General features: G+C 70.3%; 15 protein-coding genes. 8 read left to right on the top strand and 7 right to left on the bottom strand.

Going from position 1 to position 15231, the window contains the following annotated elements; genetic code table 11:
- Window positions 1-47: 47 nt before the first annotated feature.
- The 3 genes from ACFY36_RS50010 to ACFY36_RS50000 all read right to left on the bottom strand — a co-directional run bounded on the left by ACFY36_RS50010 (window position 48) and on the right by ACFY36_RS50000 (window position 3510).
- A complete protein-coding gene (locus ACFY36_RS50010) occupies window positions 48-1685 on the bottom strand; it encodes a PAS domain-containing protein (RefSeq protein ID WP_499752992.1) in 1638 nt (545 codons plus the stop codon).
- 140 nt (window positions 1686-1825) lie between these two features.
- On the bottom strand, window positions 1826-2692 hold the full coding sequence (locus ACFY36_RS50005) for a hypothetical protein (RefSeq protein WP_499752991.1): 867 nt from the start codon (window positions 2690-2692) through the stop codon (window positions 1826-1828).
- 38 nt (window positions 2693-2730) lie between these two features.
- On the bottom strand, window positions 2731-3510 hold the full coding sequence (locus ACFY36_RS50000; protein WP_499752990.1) for an enoyl-CoA hydratase-related protein: 780 nt from the start codon (window positions 3508-3510) through the stop codon (window positions 2731-2733).
- Between the two features lie 36 nt (window positions 3511-3546).
- Here ACFY36_RS50000 and hemW point away from each other — a divergent pair, with 36 nt between their 5' ends.
- Window positions 3547-4749, top strand: coding sequence for a radical SAM family heme chaperone HemW (gene hemW / locus ACFY36_RS49995; protein WP_499752989.1), 1203 nt, complete (start codon window positions 3547-3549; stop codon window positions 4747-4749).
- A gap of 35 nt (window positions 4750-4784) precedes the next feature.
- Here the strand turns inward: hemW and ACFY36_RS49990 are convergent, their stop codons facing one another.
- Window positions 4785-5327 (bottom strand): DUF4870 domain-containing protein, encoded by a 543-nt coding sequence (locus ACFY36_RS49990; RefSeq protein ID WP_499752988.1) that lies wholly within the window; start codon window positions 5325-5327, stop codon window positions 4785-4787.
- Window positions 5328-5483: 156 nt separating this feature from the next.
- Here ACFY36_RS49990 and hrcA point away from each other — a divergent pair, with 156 nt between their 5' ends.
- Together hrcA and dnaJ are read left to right on the top strand one after the other, a co-directional pair.
- Window positions 5484-6506, top strand: coding sequence for a heat-inducible transcriptional repressor HrcA (gene hrcA, locus ACFY36_RS49985; RefSeq protein ID WP_499752987.1), 1023 nt, complete (start codon window positions 5484-5486; stop codon window positions 6504-6506).
- Between the two features lie 17 nt (window positions 6507-6523).
- Window positions 6524-7666 carry a molecular chaperone DnaJ gene (dnaJ, locus tag ACFY36_RS49980; RefSeq protein WP_097320270.1) on the top strand — a complete coding sequence of 381 codons (1143 nt, stop codon included), beginning with the start codon at window positions 6524-6526 and terminating at the stop codon, window positions 7664-7666.
- A 259-nt stretch (window positions 7667-7925) separates the two neighbouring features.
- Here the strand turns inward: dnaJ and ACFY36_RS49975 are convergent, their stop codons facing one another.
- The 3 genes from ACFY36_RS49975 to ACFY36_RS49965 all read right to left on the bottom strand — a co-directional run bounded on the left by ACFY36_RS49975 (window position 7926) and on the right by ACFY36_RS49965 (window position 10767).
- On the bottom strand, window positions 7926-8234 hold the full coding sequence (locus ACFY36_RS49975) for a hypothetical protein (RefSeq protein ID WP_499752986.1): 309 nt from the start codon (window positions 8232-8234) through the stop codon (window positions 7926-7928).
- Between the two features lie 262 nt (window positions 8235-8496).
- The gene (locus tag ACFY36_RS49970) at window positions 8497-9327 is read right to left on the bottom strand and encodes an IclR family transcriptional regulator domain-containing protein (protein ID WP_499752985.1); all 831 of its coding nucleotides are present in this window, start codon (window positions 9325-9327) and stop codon (window positions 8497-8499) included.
- A gap of 3 nt (window positions 9328-9330) precedes the next feature.
- Complete coding sequence (locus ACFY36_RS49965; protein ID WP_499752984.1) at window positions 9331-10767, bottom strand: amidohydrolase family protein; 1437 nt, start codon at window positions 10765-10767, stop codon at window positions 9331-9333.
- 179 nt (window positions 10768-10946) lie between these two features.
- Here ACFY36_RS49965 and ACFY36_RS49960 point away from each other — a divergent pair, with 179 nt between their 5' ends.
- Genes ACFY36_RS49960 through ACFY36_RS49940 form a run of 5 tightly spaced genes read left to right on the top strand, consistent with a single transcriptional unit; the run spans window position 10947 to window position 15016 of the window.
- On the top strand, window positions 10947-12068 hold the full coding sequence (locus ACFY36_RS49960) for a CaiB/BaiF CoA transferase family protein (protein ID WP_499752983.1): 1122 nt from the start codon (window positions 10947-10949) through the stop codon (window positions 12066-12068).
- Entirely contained in the window at window positions 12053-12832 is a 780-nt protein-coding gene (locus ACFY36_RS49955; RefSeq protein ID WP_499752982.1) for a citryl-CoA lyase, read from the top strand. Before ACFY36_RS49960 ends, ACFY36_RS49955 begins: the two co-directional genes overlap by 16 nt.
- Window positions 12833-12834: 2 nt before the next feature.
- Complete coding sequence (locus tag ACFY36_RS49950) at window positions 12835-13698, top strand: DODA-type extradiol aromatic ring-opening family dioxygenase (RefSeq protein ID WP_499752981.1); 864 nt, start codon at window positions 12835-12837, stop codon at window positions 13696-13698.
- On the top strand, window positions 13695-14057 hold the full coding sequence (locus tag ACFY36_RS49945; protein ID WP_499752980.1) for a hypothetical protein: 363 nt from the start codon (window positions 13695-13697) through the stop codon (window positions 14055-14057). Before ACFY36_RS49950 ends, ACFY36_RS49945 begins: the two co-directional genes overlap by 4 nt.
- Window positions 14054-15016, top strand: a complete 963-nt coding sequence (locus ACFY36_RS49940; protein ID WP_499752979.1) for a quinone oxidoreductase family protein — start codon at window positions 14054-14056, stop codon at window positions 15014-15016. Before ACFY36_RS49945 ends, ACFY36_RS49940 begins: the two co-directional genes overlap by 4 nt.
- Window positions 15017-15231: the final 215 nt, after the last annotated feature.

Genomic DNA, 15231 nt, shown 5'->3' with positions numbered 1-15231 from the left:
GCACCAACAAAAGCGCCGGACCGAAAGGTCCGGCGCTTTTGTGTTTTCTAATACCGGAACTTGTGCTGGGCGCTGCGGCGGTTCACCCAGGCCGGCAGGTCCTCCACCTGCTCGCGGTGCGGAAGGTGCTCGGCCGCGGCGTTGCCCTCGGTGACGTTGCGCATCGTCACCACGAAACCCTGGACCAGGCGATCCTCGCGCAGATCGCGGTACGTGGCCTCGACCAGCACCCGGCCGTGGTCGGGACGGCGCAGCGCGCAGAAGATCGTCCCGTCGCCGCCGGCCGCGAACGCGCGGCGGATCTGCCCCTGGTCATCCCCGTCGACCAGGTCGGCGAAGGTGGACAGCGGGGAGAGATCATCGTCGCCCAGCAGGTCGTGCAGGCCGGGGCTGGCGTAGCGGACCCGCTGGTCCTCATCGAGCACCAGCATGAGGTCGGCTGTGTTCCGGATCACAGCTCGCAGGTAGAGGTCGCTGTCGCGGCGGCCGACCGCCTCGACCAGGCTGATCCGGTCGAGAGCCAGGGCGGCCTGGCCGGCCAGCACCTCGAGCGCGTCGCGGGCGGCGGCCAGGGCGTCGCGGCGGCCGGTCAGCACCAGGGCGCCGCCGCTGGGCCGGGCCACGGCCAGCGGCTCCAGCCACAGCGGGCAGATCAGGATGCCCTCGGCCGAGGGCGACTCGTCGGCCCACCAGCTGCGCGTGCGACGGCCGGCGGGGGCGGGCGGCAGGGCCTCCAGCGCCATCTGGCGATCGTCGGTGGCGAAGACCACACGCCGCACGGTCTGCTCCGGCAGCAGGATCGCGACGGCGGAGCGGAGCGCCTCGTCGACGGCCGGCAGGTCGGCCGCGGCCACCAGATCGGCGCTCGCGCCGCGCAGACCGCGCTCGCGGGCCAGGGCCCGGCTGTTCAGGGTCACCGCGTCGGCCAGGCGGGTGATCGTCAGGGTGAGGGTGATCGCCGCCGCCACCGCGATCGGCACGCCGTCGTCCACAGTGCCGGTGAGCGCCTCGATCATCAGGACCAGTGGCGGGGTGGCCACCGACAGGACCAGCAGCGCCGCCCAGTGGCCGCGCCACGCGGGCGGGCGCGGGGTCTCCGGCATGGTGAGACGGGCCATCGACGGGTGCAGGGCGGCCAGGCCCCAGGCCACGTAGAGCACGCGATAGCCGGTCTCGGCGGCCGTGCCCGGGCTCAGCGGATAGATGATGTCGCCGGCCAGCATGCCCAGCGCGCCCAGGAGCAGCAGCATGGCGGCGATGTTGCGGCCGGTGGCCAGGTTGAGGCGCACGGCCACCCCGACCAGCAGGACGGAGCCGATGACGTCGGCGGCCGAGATGCCGCCCAGCTCGGACATGCCGCCGAACACGAAGACCCACAGGACCAGCAGGCTGGCGCAGGCGAACGCGAGCAGGTCGATCAGCCGGGCCCGGTCGTCGATCGCCGAGCCGCCGCTGGTGAACCGCAGCAGCGCGCCGGCGACCAGCGCGTACATCGCCAGATAGAACGCGTCGGCCAAGCCGTGATCACGCAGAGCGAAAAAGACGTCGCCCGTGGCCAGCGCCGCGACCGCGGCGGCCAGCAGCAGCCAGGGCCCCAGCCGGGCCGGACGGTAACGGCGGACTCCCGCCAGGATCGCCAGACAGCTGCCAGAACCCAGAAGGATCCACTCGATCGCCCTCGACACGTCCTACTTAGTACCAGGACGGTAGCTGTCTGTCCACGTCGATGTATACGCTACGCAACTGCGTACCGAAAACGGCCAACACCACTCAGAGTGAGGGAAACGCCGTCCGAAATTTCCGGCCACACACCGAAAATCGGACGTCAATCGAACACTTCGGCGATCACGCGGCGGCTGTCGGCGCCACCCTGCGCGGTCGCCGCCTGCCACTTGCCGTCCGGCGCGTGCCACTCGAGATCAGCGAAACGTACCCGTTCGAGGCCGGTCGCCGAGGCATGAGCGACGAGCCAGTGGGCATAGCGCCAGCCGGCGTTCACGTCGGCCACCGCGACGGTCAGGCCGGCCGCCGGCCCGGTGGTCGCCGACTCGGTCAGGCCCTTGCCCCAGTCGAGCCGCAGGCCCTCGAGCAGAGCGGCCGACGCGGCGGCGCCGCGCAGCACCGGCGAGCCGCTCACCGAGCACTCCACGGCGCCGGTCGCCCGCCCGGTCAGCGCCCTGGCCAGCACGGCCGACTCGTCGGCCCATTTCTCGTACGCGTTGGGATAGGCCGAACGCTGCACCTTCTGCGCGGCGTCGGTGACCCGCATCTTCTGGTAGCCCTTGACCTTCTTGAGCGCGGTGTAGAACTTGTCGGCCGCGTACCTCGGGTCCTTGATCTTCTCGACCGTGCCCCAGCCCTGGCTGGGACGCTGCTGGAAGAGCCCGACCGAGTCGCGGTCGCCGGTGTCGAGGTTCTCCAGCTTCGACTCCTGGAGCGCGGTGGCCAGCGCGATCACCACGGCCCGCTCGGGCATGCCCTTGCGCACGCCCACGGCGGTGATCGTCGCGGCGTTGGCCATCTGCACGTAGTCGAGCGTGACCTCGCCGTCGGCCCGCACGACGCACTCGGGGCCGATGGTGGGCAGCTTGAGGCCGCCGGAGAACGAGCGGACGACGGCGAACACGCCGAGCGCACCGACGAGCGTGACCACCGCCAGCGCCGCCACGACCGGTGTCCTGCGCACCCACACCCCCAAGGTTGTTCAGGCAACAAGAGTAGTCAACGAGATCACCCCTGCCTGGTCACTGGGACCCAGGCGGCGTCGCGCTTCTCCCGGAAGGCGGCGACGCCCTCGCGGCCCTCGGCCGAGCGGAAGTATCCCGCCGAACGCTGGGAAAGTTCTGCGAGCTCCTCACGGACGCTTTCATGAGGCGTACGGCGGAGAAGTTGTTTGGCGCCCGCAAGCGCGAGTGGCCCGCCTCGCACCAGGCTGGCGCAGTACCGCGAAATGGTCTTGTCGAGATCGTCGGCCGTGGTGACGGCGGTGACGAGGCCGATCTCCCTGGCCCGGAACCCGTCGAAGACGTCACCGGTGAGATAGAGCTCGGCGGCGGCCCGAGGGGCCAGGCGGGGAAGCACGGTCGCGCTGATCACGGCCGGGATGACGCCGAGACGTACCTCGGAGAAAGCGAATGTCGCCTCGTCGGTGCAGACCGCGATGTCGGCGGCGGCGATCAGGCCGAGCCCGCCGGCCCGGGCCGGTCCGCCGACGCGCGCGACCACGGGCTTGGGGAACTCCCAGAGCGCGGCCAGGACGTCGGCCAGGAGCTCGGCCGGGACCCGGCCGGTCTCGCGGGCCTCGGCGGTCTCCTTGAGATCGGCGCCCGAGCAGAAGACGGGGCCGGTGTGCGAGAGGACGACGGCCCGGACCGAGACGTCGGTCAGGGCCTCGGCCAGCGCGTCCAGAAGCTCGCGCATGAGAGGGGTGGAGAGAGCGTTGCGGTTCGCCGGGCTGTCCAGGGTCATGGTGGTCACCCCGGCGTCGGTGACGGTACGGACCAGAGCCATGGCGGCACCCTAACGGGCGGCGTGCACACTTGACGGATGGCCGGCGCACTTCCCGATGGTTCACCTGTCCCTTCCGACGGGTCGCTTCCCGCTACCGCGACGGCGGAGGTCGGCCGGAACGGGTTCGCCGTCTATGTCCACGTGCCGTTCTGCGCGTCTCGATGCGGATACTGCGACTTCAACACGTATACCGCCGCCGAGCTTGGGGGAGGGGCGAGCCGGGATTCGTACGCCTCGACGGTTTTGCGTGAGTTGAAGCTGGCCTCTAGCGTCATAAATCCGGAAAAAGTGGACACGGTGTTCTTCGGGGGAGGGACGCCGACGTTGCTGAGCGCCGACGATCTCGGGCGGATCCTGAACGGGATCGACGAGACGTGGGGCCTGGCACCCGGGGCCGAGATCACCACCGAGGCAAATCCGGAATCTGTGGACTTGTCGTATCTGCGCACGCTGCGGAAGCACGGCTTCAACCGGATCTCGCTGGGCATGCAATCGGCGGCGCCGGGAGTGCTGCGCATCCTGGATCGCAAGCACACGGCGGGACGCGCGCCACAGGCCGCTCGTGAGGCCCGCGAGGCCGGCTTCGAGCACGTCAACCTCGACCTGATCTACGGAACACCGGGTGAGACAGCCGACGACTTCGAGGCGTCGCTGCGGGCGGTGATCGACGCGGGCGTCGACCACGTCAGCGCGTACTCGCTGATCGTCGAGGACGGCACCCGGATGGCCGCCCGCATGCGGCGCGGCGAGATCCCGTACCCCTCGGACGACGTCGCCGCCGACCGCTACCTGGCGGCCGAGCGGGCCCTGAGCGGCGCCGGCTTCGAGTGGTACGAGGTGTCGAACTGGGCCACCTCGGACGAGGCCCGCTGCCGGCACAACCTGCTCTACTGGACCGGCGCCGACTGGTGGGGCCTCGGGCCGGGCGCGCACAGCCACGTCGGCGGGGTTCGCTGGTGGAACGTCAAGCACCCGTCGACGTACACGCAAAGGCTTGACGAAGGTGTTTCTCCCGGCCAGGCGCGTGAGCTGCTGACCGGCGAGGACCGGCACGTCGAGGACGTCATGCTGCGGGTACGCCTGCGCGAGGGGATCGCCCTCGACCGGCTCGACCAGGTGGGCGCGAAGCAGGCGCTGGCCAACGGGCTGCTCGACGCCAAGGCGTACGAGAAGGGCCGTCTGGAACTGACCCTGCGTGGCCGTCTGCTGGCCGACGCCGTGATCCGCGACGTCGTATAGGAAATTGAAGCGCCGGGCCCCCGTGCCCGGCCGAACTACTTGATGAGCTTCAAGGACATCGGATAGTCGTACGGCTCGTTGTTGATGGCCTTCACGCCGGCGATGATGCCGAAGATGATGGCGATCAGCGCGGCCGCCGCGATGATGATGAAGCCGATGCCGATGCACGAGGTCACCCAGCCGATCAGGGTGGCGATCGCCCAGGTGATCTGGAAGTTGAGCGCCTTGACCGACTCGGCGCGCACCGACGGCGACTGGTTGCCCTTGGCCAGCAGCGAGATCAGCGGGGCGATCCAGCCGGAGAGGCCACCGCCCAGGAAGGCGCCGGCGGCGCCGCCGAAGTGGGCGACCAGGATCCACGTGCGGTCGTCCTGCGTGGGGCCGCCGTAGCCGCCGTATCCCGGCTGGTAGCCCGGCGGAGGCTGCTGCTGATAACCGGGCGGGGGGCTGTATCCCGGAGGCGGCGTGTAGGGCGGCGGTGTCGATCCGGAAGTCGGGTCGTTAGCCGCATAAGGGTTGAACGGCCTGGTGGGGTCATTCGGGTTCGGCTCACCAGGCGGGCGAGGCGGTTCAGTCATGGCTGACACGGTAGGGCCGCACTTCAATGCGGTCGAGGGCGACATGCTGATCAGGTGGATGAATAGACAGTGCACTCGATCATCGCGCTGCCGTCCACGGCGACGTAGACTGGCACTCTGTCATCCGGAGTGCCAAGCCAGTGGGGGAGGGGTCATATGAGTCTCGATGACCGCAAGCTCGAAGTGCTTCGCGCGATCGTCGAGGACTACGTCGAGACCCAGGAGCCCGTCGGCAGCAAGGCGCTGGTCGAGCGCCACCAGCTGGGCGTCTCCCCGGCCACCGTGCGCAACGACATGGCGGTGCTCGAGGAGGAGGGCTACATCCGGCAGCCGCACACCAGCGCCGGCCGGGTGCCCACCGACGCCGGCTACCGGCTGTTCGTCGACCGCCTCTCCAAGGTCAAGGCGCTGAGCCCGGCCGAGCGGCGGGCCATCGAGCGGTTCCTGATCGGCGCGGTCGACCTCGACGACGTGGTGCACCGCACGGTGCGCCTGCTCGCGCAGCTCACCCGTCAGGTCGCCGTCGTGCAATACCCGTCGCTGGCTCGCTCCTCGGTGCGTCACCTCGAGCTGGTGCCGATCTCCACCACGCGCCTCATGCTGGTGATGATCGCCGACACCGGCCGCGTCGAGCAGCGCCTGGTCGAGCTGCCCGGCCCGGTGCCGGCCGACGACGTCACCGACCTGCGCCGCCGTGTGAACGAGAAACTCGCCGGTAGGAAGCTCGCCGAGACCCCGCCGCTGGTGCAGGGCCTGGTCGACGACTGCGCGCCGGAGAGCCGGGCCACGATGGCGTGCCTCGCCTCGGTGCTCCTCGAGACATTGGTGGAGCGCAGTGAGGAACGCCTCGCGTTGGCGGGTACGGCTAACCTGACAAGAGGGGGCGTGCTGGACTTCCAGGGCACCCTCCGGCCGGTCCTCGAAGCCCTCGAGGAAGAGGTCATCCTGCTGAAGCTGATCGGCGATCTGGAACCGAGCACCACCAGGGTCCGGATCGGCGACGAGAACGAGATCGACAACCTGCGGTCGGCGTCCGTGGTCAGCACGGGGTACGGCCCCGGTGCGACGATCGTCGGTGGGCTCGGTGTGCTCGGCCCCACCCGGATGGACTACCCCGGCACCATCGCGACCGTGCGCGCGGTGGCACGCTACGTGGGCGACCTTCTAGCACAAAATTGACGAGGATTGCGGAGCCCGTGGCCAAGGACTACTACGGCATTCTCGGCGTGAGCCGGGAAGCCACCGACGACGAGATCAAGCGCGCCTACCGCAAACTGGCTCGGCAGTACCATCCGGACGTCAACCCGGACCCGGAAGCGCACGAGAAGTTCAAGGACATCAACGCGGCGTACGAGGTCCTGTCCGACGACCAGAAGCGCCAGATCGTCGACCTGGGCGGCGACCCGCTCGCGCCCGGCGGCGGCATGGGCCCCGGCGGCCCGGGCGGAGCCGGCGGCCCGTTCGTCGGTTTCCAGGACATCATGGACGCCTTCTTCGGCACGGCGGCCGGTGGCGGCGGCCGTGGACCGCGCCCGCGCACCCGCCCAGGGGCCGACGCGATCCTGCGGCTCGAGCTCGACCTGAACGAGACGGCCTTCGGAGTGGAGGCGCCGATCACGGTCGACACGGCGGTGCTGTGCACGCAGTGTTCGGGAGCGGGCACGGCGCCGGGCACCCACCTGGCGACGTGTGAGACCTGCGCCGGCCGGGGCGAGGTGCAGAGCGTGCAGAGGACATTCCTGGGCCAGGTCGTGTCGTCGCGCCCCTGCGCCACCTGCCAGGGCCACGGCACGGTCATCCCGCACCCCTGCCCCACGTGCGCCGGCGACGGCCGCGTGCGCACCCGCCGCTCGCTGACGGTGAAGATCCCGGCCGGCGTCGAGGACGGCATGCGCATCCGCCTGGCCCAGCAGGGCGAGGTGGGTCCCGGTGGCGGCACCCCCGGCGACCTGTACGTGGAGATCCACGAACGCCCGCACGACGTCTACTCCCGCAAGGGCGACGACCTGCACTGCCGCGTGACGCTGCCGATGACCGCGGCCGCCCTGGGCACCCGCCTGACGATCAAGACCCTCGACAGCGAAGAGGGCATCGAGGTCAAATCGGGCACGCAGCCGGCAAGCACGCTCCGCATCCGGGGCAAGGGCGTGCCCCACTTGAGGGGCCAGGGCCGAGGCGACCTGTTCGTGCACTTGGACGTCAAGACCCCGACGAAGCTGACCGCCGACCAGGAGCGCATGCTGCGCGACTTCGCCAAGACCCGAGGCGAGGACGTGGCCGAGCTGAGCAAGCAGGGCGGCTTCTTCAGCCGCATGCGAGACGCCTTCAACGGCCATTAATTCAAGGTCAAGGTCATGTCGTAGCGGGGTGGGGCGTACGGTCCGCTGCTCCCGCCGAGGGCCGCGACGGGGTGAGCTGGGCGCTGGCGCGCCCAAACCGCTCACCCCGCCACGGCGACGTGCGTGAGCGGTGACGCTCAAAAACCCGACCTCAGCCCGCGACCGCTGCCCGGTCTCAGCCCGCGGCGGCCGCTTGGCTGGTTTCAGCTCGCCGCGGCGGCTTGGCTGGTTTCAGCCCGCGGCGGCTGCTTGGCTGGTTTCAGCCGGCGACGCGGCTGCTCGCCCGGTCGAGGAGCAGCGGGATGAGCTCGGCTCGCCAGGTGTCCAGGTGCACGGCGCCGCTGGAGATGCCGCCATGCGCGAACTCCTCACGGACCACCCACTCGGTGGTCTCGGACGCCAGGTTGACGCTGACCAGCCGATCGAACTCGGCGTAGAGCAGCCGCTCGATCTCACCGAGGGAAGGCGGCAAGTAAGTGGTGGCCAGGCGCTCGGCCATGGCCCGCCACACCCACGGGTCGCCCCGGAGACCCCAGCGCGGCGGCTCGGGATCGAAGAGTTCTGACACCACCTTCATGAAATTCACTCATACCCGCCGATGACCCGGATCAAGCGGCGGTGTGCACAGTCTGCAAGCGTGCCCAGCCCGGCCGTGGCCGCCGGCACGGCTGGTGGTGATTGGCTAGGTTGTGGTTGCCGGCTCAGCCGTGGTCGCTGGGCCAGCGGGTGGTTGCCAACCCGGTTGTGGTTGCCAGCTCAGCTGTGGCTGCCGGGTCGGGTTGGGGTTGCCGGCTCAGCTGTGGCTGCCGGGTCGGGTTGGGGTTGCAGGCTCAGGCTGTGGTCGTCGTGGCGGGGACGGCGACCGTGGTCGTGGGGACCGCGGCGAGCCGGGCGTAGTCGGCGCTGATCTCGGCGGCCGTGCGCAGCAGGTGGGGCAGGTGTTTCTCGACCAGGGTCTCCACCGACGTCTCGGCCGCGTGCACGGTCACGTTGATCGCCGCGATCACCTGGCCGTTGCCGTCCCGGACCCCCGTGGCGACCGACCGTATCCCGGGCGCCAGGTCCTGGTCGGCGAGCGCCCAGCCCCGGGCCCGCACCTCCAGCAACGCCGTCATGAAGGCGTCGAGGGTAGGCCGGTACCGCGCGACGATCCCGGACCGTGAGTGCTCGGCCAGGATGTCCGGCACGAACCGGGGCTCCTTCGCGGCGAGCAGCACCTTGCCCATCGACGTCGCGGGGGCCGGGAACCGGGTACCGATCGAGACCGCCAGCGTCACGATCTTCGGCACCGCGACCCGGGCGACGTAGACGATGTCGCAGCCGTCGAGCTGCGCCATCGAGGTGGACTCGCCGGTGGTCGCGACCAGCTCCTCCATGTGCGGGCGGGCCACCTCCCAGAGGTTCAGCGAGTTCACGTACGCCATACCGAGTTCCAGCACGCGCGGCGTCAGCGCGAAGCCGCGGCCCTCGCTTCGCGCGTAGCCGAGCGCCTCCAGCGTGAGCAGGATGCGGCGGACCGTGGGCCGGGCCAGGCCGGTCTCGGCCGCGATGTCGCTCAGCGTCATCGACGGCTGACCCGGGCGGAAGGAGCGCAGGACGTCGAGGCCGCGCGCGAGCGCCTCGATGAAGTCAGGCCCAGCGCCCCTTCCGGTATCGGTCATCTCCTAATGCTTCCACTGCGCCGAACCGGCGTCCCACTCGGTGTACTGGTACGGGTTCTCGCGGATCGCCGTCTCAGGCACATCGGGGTTCATCCCGCGCCGCCAGGCCTCCTCGCCCATCGTCTCGCGCAGGTAGTCGACGGTCGCCTCGACCTTGGCCCGGGCCGCCGCCAGGTCGACGCCGACGAGCCGGCCGTCCTGTTTCACGACCCGGCCGCCGACCAGCACGGTGTGCACGTCGCCGCGCTGCGCCTGGAAGGCGACGTGCCCGTACGGGTGGAGCACCGGGAACATCACGGGCGAGGCCTCGTTCGTGATCAACACGATGTCGGCCTGCCGGCCCGGAGTGAGCGCGCCGACCTGCGAGTCCATGCCGAGCGCGCGAGCGCCGCCGCGGGTCGCCCACTCGACGACGTGCTCGGCCCGCAGGTGAGCGTGGGTCACCGTCTCCTGCTTGGAGTGGGCCTCGAGATGTTCGCGCGAGCGGTCGGCGCCGAGCGTGGTGCGCATCGCCGAGAACAGGTCGCCGCTCCACCAGACGCTGGTGTCCATCGACAGCGAGACCGGGATGTCGTGGTGGCGCAGCTGGTAGGTGGGCGGGTAGCCCTGGCCGGCGCTCTGCTCGCTCTCGGTGGAGACCGAGACGGAGCCGCCGGTGGCGGCGATCCGGTTGTACGAGTCGTGCGTGAGGGTGGCGGCGTGGACGTACACATTGGTGGGGCCCATGAAGCCGTTCTCGTGCATGAGCCGGATGCCGTCGTCGTTCGTGGCGCCCCAGACGCCGGCGTGCGTGGTCACGGCGGCGCCGAGCTCGCGGGCGACCTCGAACGCGGCCTTCTCGGGGAAGGAGGGGTCGCCGGTGACGTCGAAGGCCATCTGGAAGCCGGCCAGCTTGCCGCCGTCGACGCGCCGGCGGTAGAAGTCGCGGAACGTGTCGGAGGTGGCCCACTCCCACGGCCCCTGCTGGATGTTTCCGTACGCCAGGACGAACCGGCCGGGCACGGCCTCGAGCGCGTCGACCGCGGCGTCGGCGTGATCGGCGGTCTGCAGGCCGTGTGACCAGTCGACGGTGGTGGTCACGCCGGCGTCGATCGCCTCGATGGCGGCGAGCAGGTTGCCGGCGTGGATGTCCTCGGGGCGGAACAGCTTGCCCGACTCCAGGTAGTACCAGACGAAGTACTGCGTGAGGGTCCAGTCGGCGCCGTAGCCCCGCATGGCGGTCTGCCACATGTGCCGATGGGTGTCGATCATGCCGGGCATGATCACGCCGCCGGTGGCGTCGATCTCGAGGGCGCCCTCGGGCGCGGTGAGGCCGGTGCCGACCTCGGCTATGCGGCCGTCGACAACGAGCACGTCGGCGCCGGGGAGAACGGTATGTGAGTCGTCCATGGTCAGTACCAGGCCGTTACGCAGGATGGTCGGCCGGCTGTCAGTGCTCATCGCAGCTCCTCTCGGACGCTCGTCCGCCACGCGGACAACGAGTTCGCGCCAGTCTTCTCCCGGCCTCTTCGCGGTGTCAATGGTTTGTTTCGTGCAGATCAACAAGGCGTTGACAGCGTGCAGATCTTGGTCGAGGCTGGTCCGGCGGACAGATGTCCGCAGAACGGCGGTTGGGATCGATGGGACCATTGAACGGCTTGCTGGTGGCGGATTTCTCGAGGATCCTCGCCGGGCCTTACGCGACGATGCTGCTGGCCGACCTCGGCGCGCAGGTGATCAAGGTGGAGGGCCCGGGCGGCGACGACACACGCACGTGGATGCCGCCCACCCGCGACGGCGTCTCGACGTACTACCTGGGCATCAACCGCAACAAACGCTCGATCGCCCTTGACCTCAAGGATCCCGACGACCTGGCCGCCGCGCGTGAGCTCGCCCGTCGCGCCGACGTCATGATCCAGAATTTCCGGCCCGGCGGCCTGGCCCGCTTCGGTCTCGACTACGAGTCCGTCGCCGCGGCCAACCCCGCGATCGTCTACGCGAGCATCAGTGGCTTCGGGTCCGGCGCCGGCGCCGACCTTCCCGGGTACGACCTGATGATCCAGGCCATCTCCGGTCTGATGAGCCTCACGGGCGACCCCGAGGGCCCGGCCTACCGCGCCGGCATCTCGGTCTTCGACGTGATGGCCGGCATGCACGCCAACATCGGCATTCTGGCCGCCCTGCACTCTCGCGCCGAGAGCGGGCGTGGCCAGCACATCGAGGTCAACCTGCTCAGCTCGGCTCTCTCGGGCCTGGTCAACCATTCCAGCGGGTACGTCGCCGGCGGCACCGTGCCCTATCGGATGGGCAACGCGCACCCCAGCCTGTTCCCGTACGAGCCGCTGCCCACCGCCGACGGCGAACTGATCGTCATCGCCGGCAACGACGGGCAGTTCCGCAAGCTGTGCCAGGTGCTCGGCCTGCCCGACCTGCCGTCCGACCCGCGCTTCGGCCGCAACCAGGACCGTACGGCCAACCGCGCCGACCTGCGCCCGTTGCTCGTCGAGCGGCTGATGACCCGGACCAAGGACGAGTGGTTCCGCGACCTGATCGCGGCCGGCGTGCCGTGTGCGCCGATCAACACGATCGACGGCGGGGTGGCGATGGCCGAGGAGCTCGGGCTCGACCCGGTCGTCACCGTGGGCGACGTGCCCGGCGTCCGTAACCCCATCACCTTCTCCGGGACCCCGGCGCGGTACGAGCTGCCGCCGCCCGGCCTGGACGAGCACGGCGAGGAGATCCGCAAGTGGCTGAGGAGCTGACCTTTCCGACCGGCATCGGCACGTCGACGCCGACGAGCATCTCGCTGCTGGGCCAGGACCTCGCCGCCGACCTGATGGGCAAGGTCGGCTTCGGCGAGCTGGCCTACTGGCTGGTCGCCGGCCGGCGACCCACCCCGGGTGAGGTGCGCGTCTTCGAGGCGGTGCTCGTGGCGCTCGCCGACCACGGCTTCACGCCGACCGCGATCGCCGCGCGCCTCACGTACCTCTCGGCCCCGGAAGCGTTGCAGGGCGCCCTCGCCGCCGGTCTCCTCGGCGGCGGCTCCCGGTTCCTCGGGGTGACCGAGGACTGCGGCCGCTTCCTCGCCGACACGCTGATCGAGGCCGGGACCGAGCGCGACTACGACGTCATCGCGCTGGAAGCCGTGCGCCGCGCCAAACAGGAGGGCCGGTTCGTCCCAGGTCTCGGCCATCCGGTGCACAAGGACGAGGATCCGCGCACGCCCGTGCTGATCGCGATCGCCGAGGCGGAAGGACTGCGTGGCCCGCACCTGCGCCTGTTCGAGGCCATCGGGCGGGTCCATCCCCAGGTGCTCGGGCGCAAGCTGCCGCTCAACGGCGCCGGGGTGTGCGGCGCCGCTCTCGCCGACCTGGGACTGCCCACCGACCTGCTGCGGGGCTTCGCCCTGCTGGCCCGGGCGGCGGGTCTGCTCGGGCACCTCGCCGAGGAGCGCCGCCGGCCGCTCGGCATGGAGATCTACAAAACCGTCGACCGTAACGCCGTCTACGAACCCCGAGAGGACTGACTATGGCCAGCATCGTCGCGGTCATCGCCTCCACCCATCACCCGTTCTACTACAAGGCCAGCACGGCGACGGGGGAGGACAGGCCGCCCTTCGCCGACGAGTGGACCCGCAAGATCCTGGCGTTCCGCGAGACCCTCACCCGCGCCAACCCGGACGTGCTGGTCATGGTCGGCTCCGACCACTTCCATCAGCTCTGGCTCGACAACATGCCGCAGTTCCTCGTTGGCAAGGCGCCCTTCTACGACGCGAACTGGTACAACGAGGAGCGCGAGTTCGGCCTGCCTCGCATGCTGCTCAAGGGCCAGGAAGACCTTTCGTCGCACGTGTTGCGGGCCGGCCTCGACGCCGGGTTCGACCTGGCGTTCAGCAACGAGCTGCGGATCGACCACAGCATCACGTGCCCGATCATCACACTGCGGCCCGAGGCCGATCTGCCGATCGTGCCGATCTACACCAACATCTTCGCGCCGCCGCTGCCGCAGCCCTCGCGCTTCGTCAAGCTCGGCGAGACCATCCGGCAGATCGTCGAGCAGTGGCCGTCCGACCTGCGGGTCGCGATCATCGGAACCGGCCATCTGTCGCTGGAACTGGGCGGGCCGCGCCAGTTCGGTCCCCACGGTCCCGACCCGGAATTCGACCGGCGGGCGGTCGAGTGGATCGCCAGTGGCGACCTCGACAACTGCCTGCGCGAGGTGACGCTGGAAAGCCTCCACTCGCCGGGCAACGCCACTCACGGGTTCATGGACTTCATGCTGATGATGGGCGTGGCCGGAGCGGGCGCCAAGGCCCATCACGTCGACACGCTCGACCTGTTCCACACCATGGAGGCCTACTTCACCTGGTATCCGAACGGAGTTCCGGCGTGAGCAAATACCTGCTGAACAAGTTCCTGTACACAGTGGATCGCGATCCGGAGCTGGTGGAGCGGTACCGGGACGAGCCGCGTGAGATGGTGACCTGGTGGGAGGCCGAGCGGGCCAACTCGGTGCTCAACTGTCACACCGGCGAGGCGAGCACGTGGCTGCGCTTCTCCGACGCCGAGCGGGAAGCGCTCATCGCGCACGATCACGTGCGCCTCTTCGAGCTGGGCGCGCACCCGTTCCTCACGCTGACGCTGTTCATCGCGATGTTCGAGCGGGACAACACGGAGCCGCTGGAATATCAGAAGGCGTTCGGGGTGCGCCTGGCCCACTTCGCGCTGCCGTACCCGGACATCGCGACATGATCCGCGCGGCCGTGCTGACCGTGTGCGGGTCGCCGCCGGCGGCGACCGAGCGGCCCGCGCCGTCACCCGGCGACGGCCTCCTGCCGATCACGGTGGCGGCCGTGCCGATCACCCCGCTCGACCTGCTCTGCGCCTCGGGCACCAGCTATTTCGGTACGCCGGCGACGCCGTACGTGCCGGGCGTGCAGGGTGTCGGGCATCGCGAGGACGGGACGCCGGTCTGGTTCGCCACCACGGCCGGCATGCGCCCCGGTGACGGCAGCATGGCCGCGCAGGTCGTGGTGCCGGCGGACGACGTCGTGGAGCTTCCGCCGGACGTGCCCCTGCCGTTGATCGCGGCCCTGGGGTTGTCGGCGGTGGCGGCGCACTCGGCACTGATCCGCTCGGGCGGGCTGGCCGCCGGTGAGCAGGTCGTCGTGCTCGGAGGCGGGGGAGTGGTGGGCCAGGCCGCGATTCAGCTGGCATTGCTGGCCGGTGCCCGCCGGGTCGTCGCGGTGGCCCGGTCGGGAACCGCGCGAGATCGAGCCGTCGAGCTAGGTGCGGCGGCGGCCGTGCCGTTCACGCCGGGCGATAATGTGTCCACTGTGGCCGACGCCCTGCGGGAAGCCGTGGACGGGCCGGTCGATCTCGTGCTCGATCCGGTCTTCGGGGTGCCGGCTGCGGCGGCGCTGCGGGTGTTGCGTCCGGGCGGGCGCCTGATCAACCTCGGTAGCGCGGCCGGCGCGGAGGCACCGTTCGAGTCGGCGGTCCTGCGCGGCGGCTCCCTGCGGATCATCGGCTACACCAACAACGCGCTTTCGCCCGCCGAGCGGGCCGAGTCACTGCGTGCGATCGCCGGCCACGCGGTGGCGGGTCGGCTCGTCGTCGATCACGAGGTGGTGCCGTTCGAGTCCGTCGCCGAGGCGTGGCAGCGGCAGGCGAAGGGGGAGGCTCGTGGCCGCATAGTGCTGGCGTTCTGAGATCTCCGCATGTCGATCATCGGTTGGGGGAACTTCACCTCTCGCGGCCGTCGCTGTCCGCTTCCCTCCGGTGTCCCGGCCCGGGCGGCGCGCCACCTCCTCCCGTTGCGCGGCCATGCGGAGCCGGTTGTTCCGAGGCGCCCTCGATCCCCGTCTCCCGGATCGAGCGAAGGGTGAGGTGCCGCCACACCTCACCCGACCCGATCCGGGAGGCG

The organism is Actinoplanes sp. NPDC000266, assembly GCF_042899005.1.
Lineage (GTDB): Bacteria > Actinomycetota > Actinomycetes > Mycobacteriales > Micromonosporaceae > Actinoplanes.
The sequence above is the reverse complement of the archived record's forward strand: the minus strand, read 5'-3'. Positions and strand labels throughout refer to the sequence as shown.

Coding starts and splice junctions, on each gene's coding strand:
- hrcA (WP_499752987.1), top strand. CDS start 5,484: ATGAGTCTCGATGACCGCAAGCTCGAAGTGCTTCGCGCGATCGTCGAG.
- ACFY36_RS50000 (WP_499752990.1), bottom strand. CDS start 3,510: ATGGCTCTGGTCCGTACCGTCACCGACGCCGGGGTGACCACCATGACC.
- ACFY36_RS49950 (WP_499752981.1), top strand. CDS start 12,835: ATGGCCAGCATCGTCGCGGTCATCGCCTCCACCCATCACCCGTTCTAC.
- ACFY36_RS49970 (WP_499752985.1), bottom strand. CDS start 9,327: ATGACCGATACCGGAAGGGGCGCTGGGCCTGACTTCATCGAGGCGCTC.
- ACFY36_RS49965 (WP_499752984.1), bottom strand. CDS start 10,767: ATGAGCACTGACAGCCGGCCGACCATCCTGCGTAACGGCCTGGTACTG.
- ACFY36_RS49940 (WP_499752979.1), top strand. CDS start 14,054: ATGATCCGCGCGGCCGTGCTGACCGTGTGCGGGTCGCCGCCGGCGGCG.
- ACFY36_RS49960 (WP_499752983.1), top strand. CDS start 10,947: ATGGGACCATTGAACGGCTTGCTGGTGGCGGATTTCTCGAGGATCCTC.
- hemW (WP_499752989.1), top strand. CDS start 3,547: ATGGCCGGCGCACTTCCCGATGGTTCACCTGTCCCTTCCGACGGGTCG.
- ACFY36_RS49990 (WP_499752988.1), bottom strand. CDS start 5,327: ATGACTGAACCGCCTCGCCCGCCTGGTGAGCCGAACCCGAATGACCCC.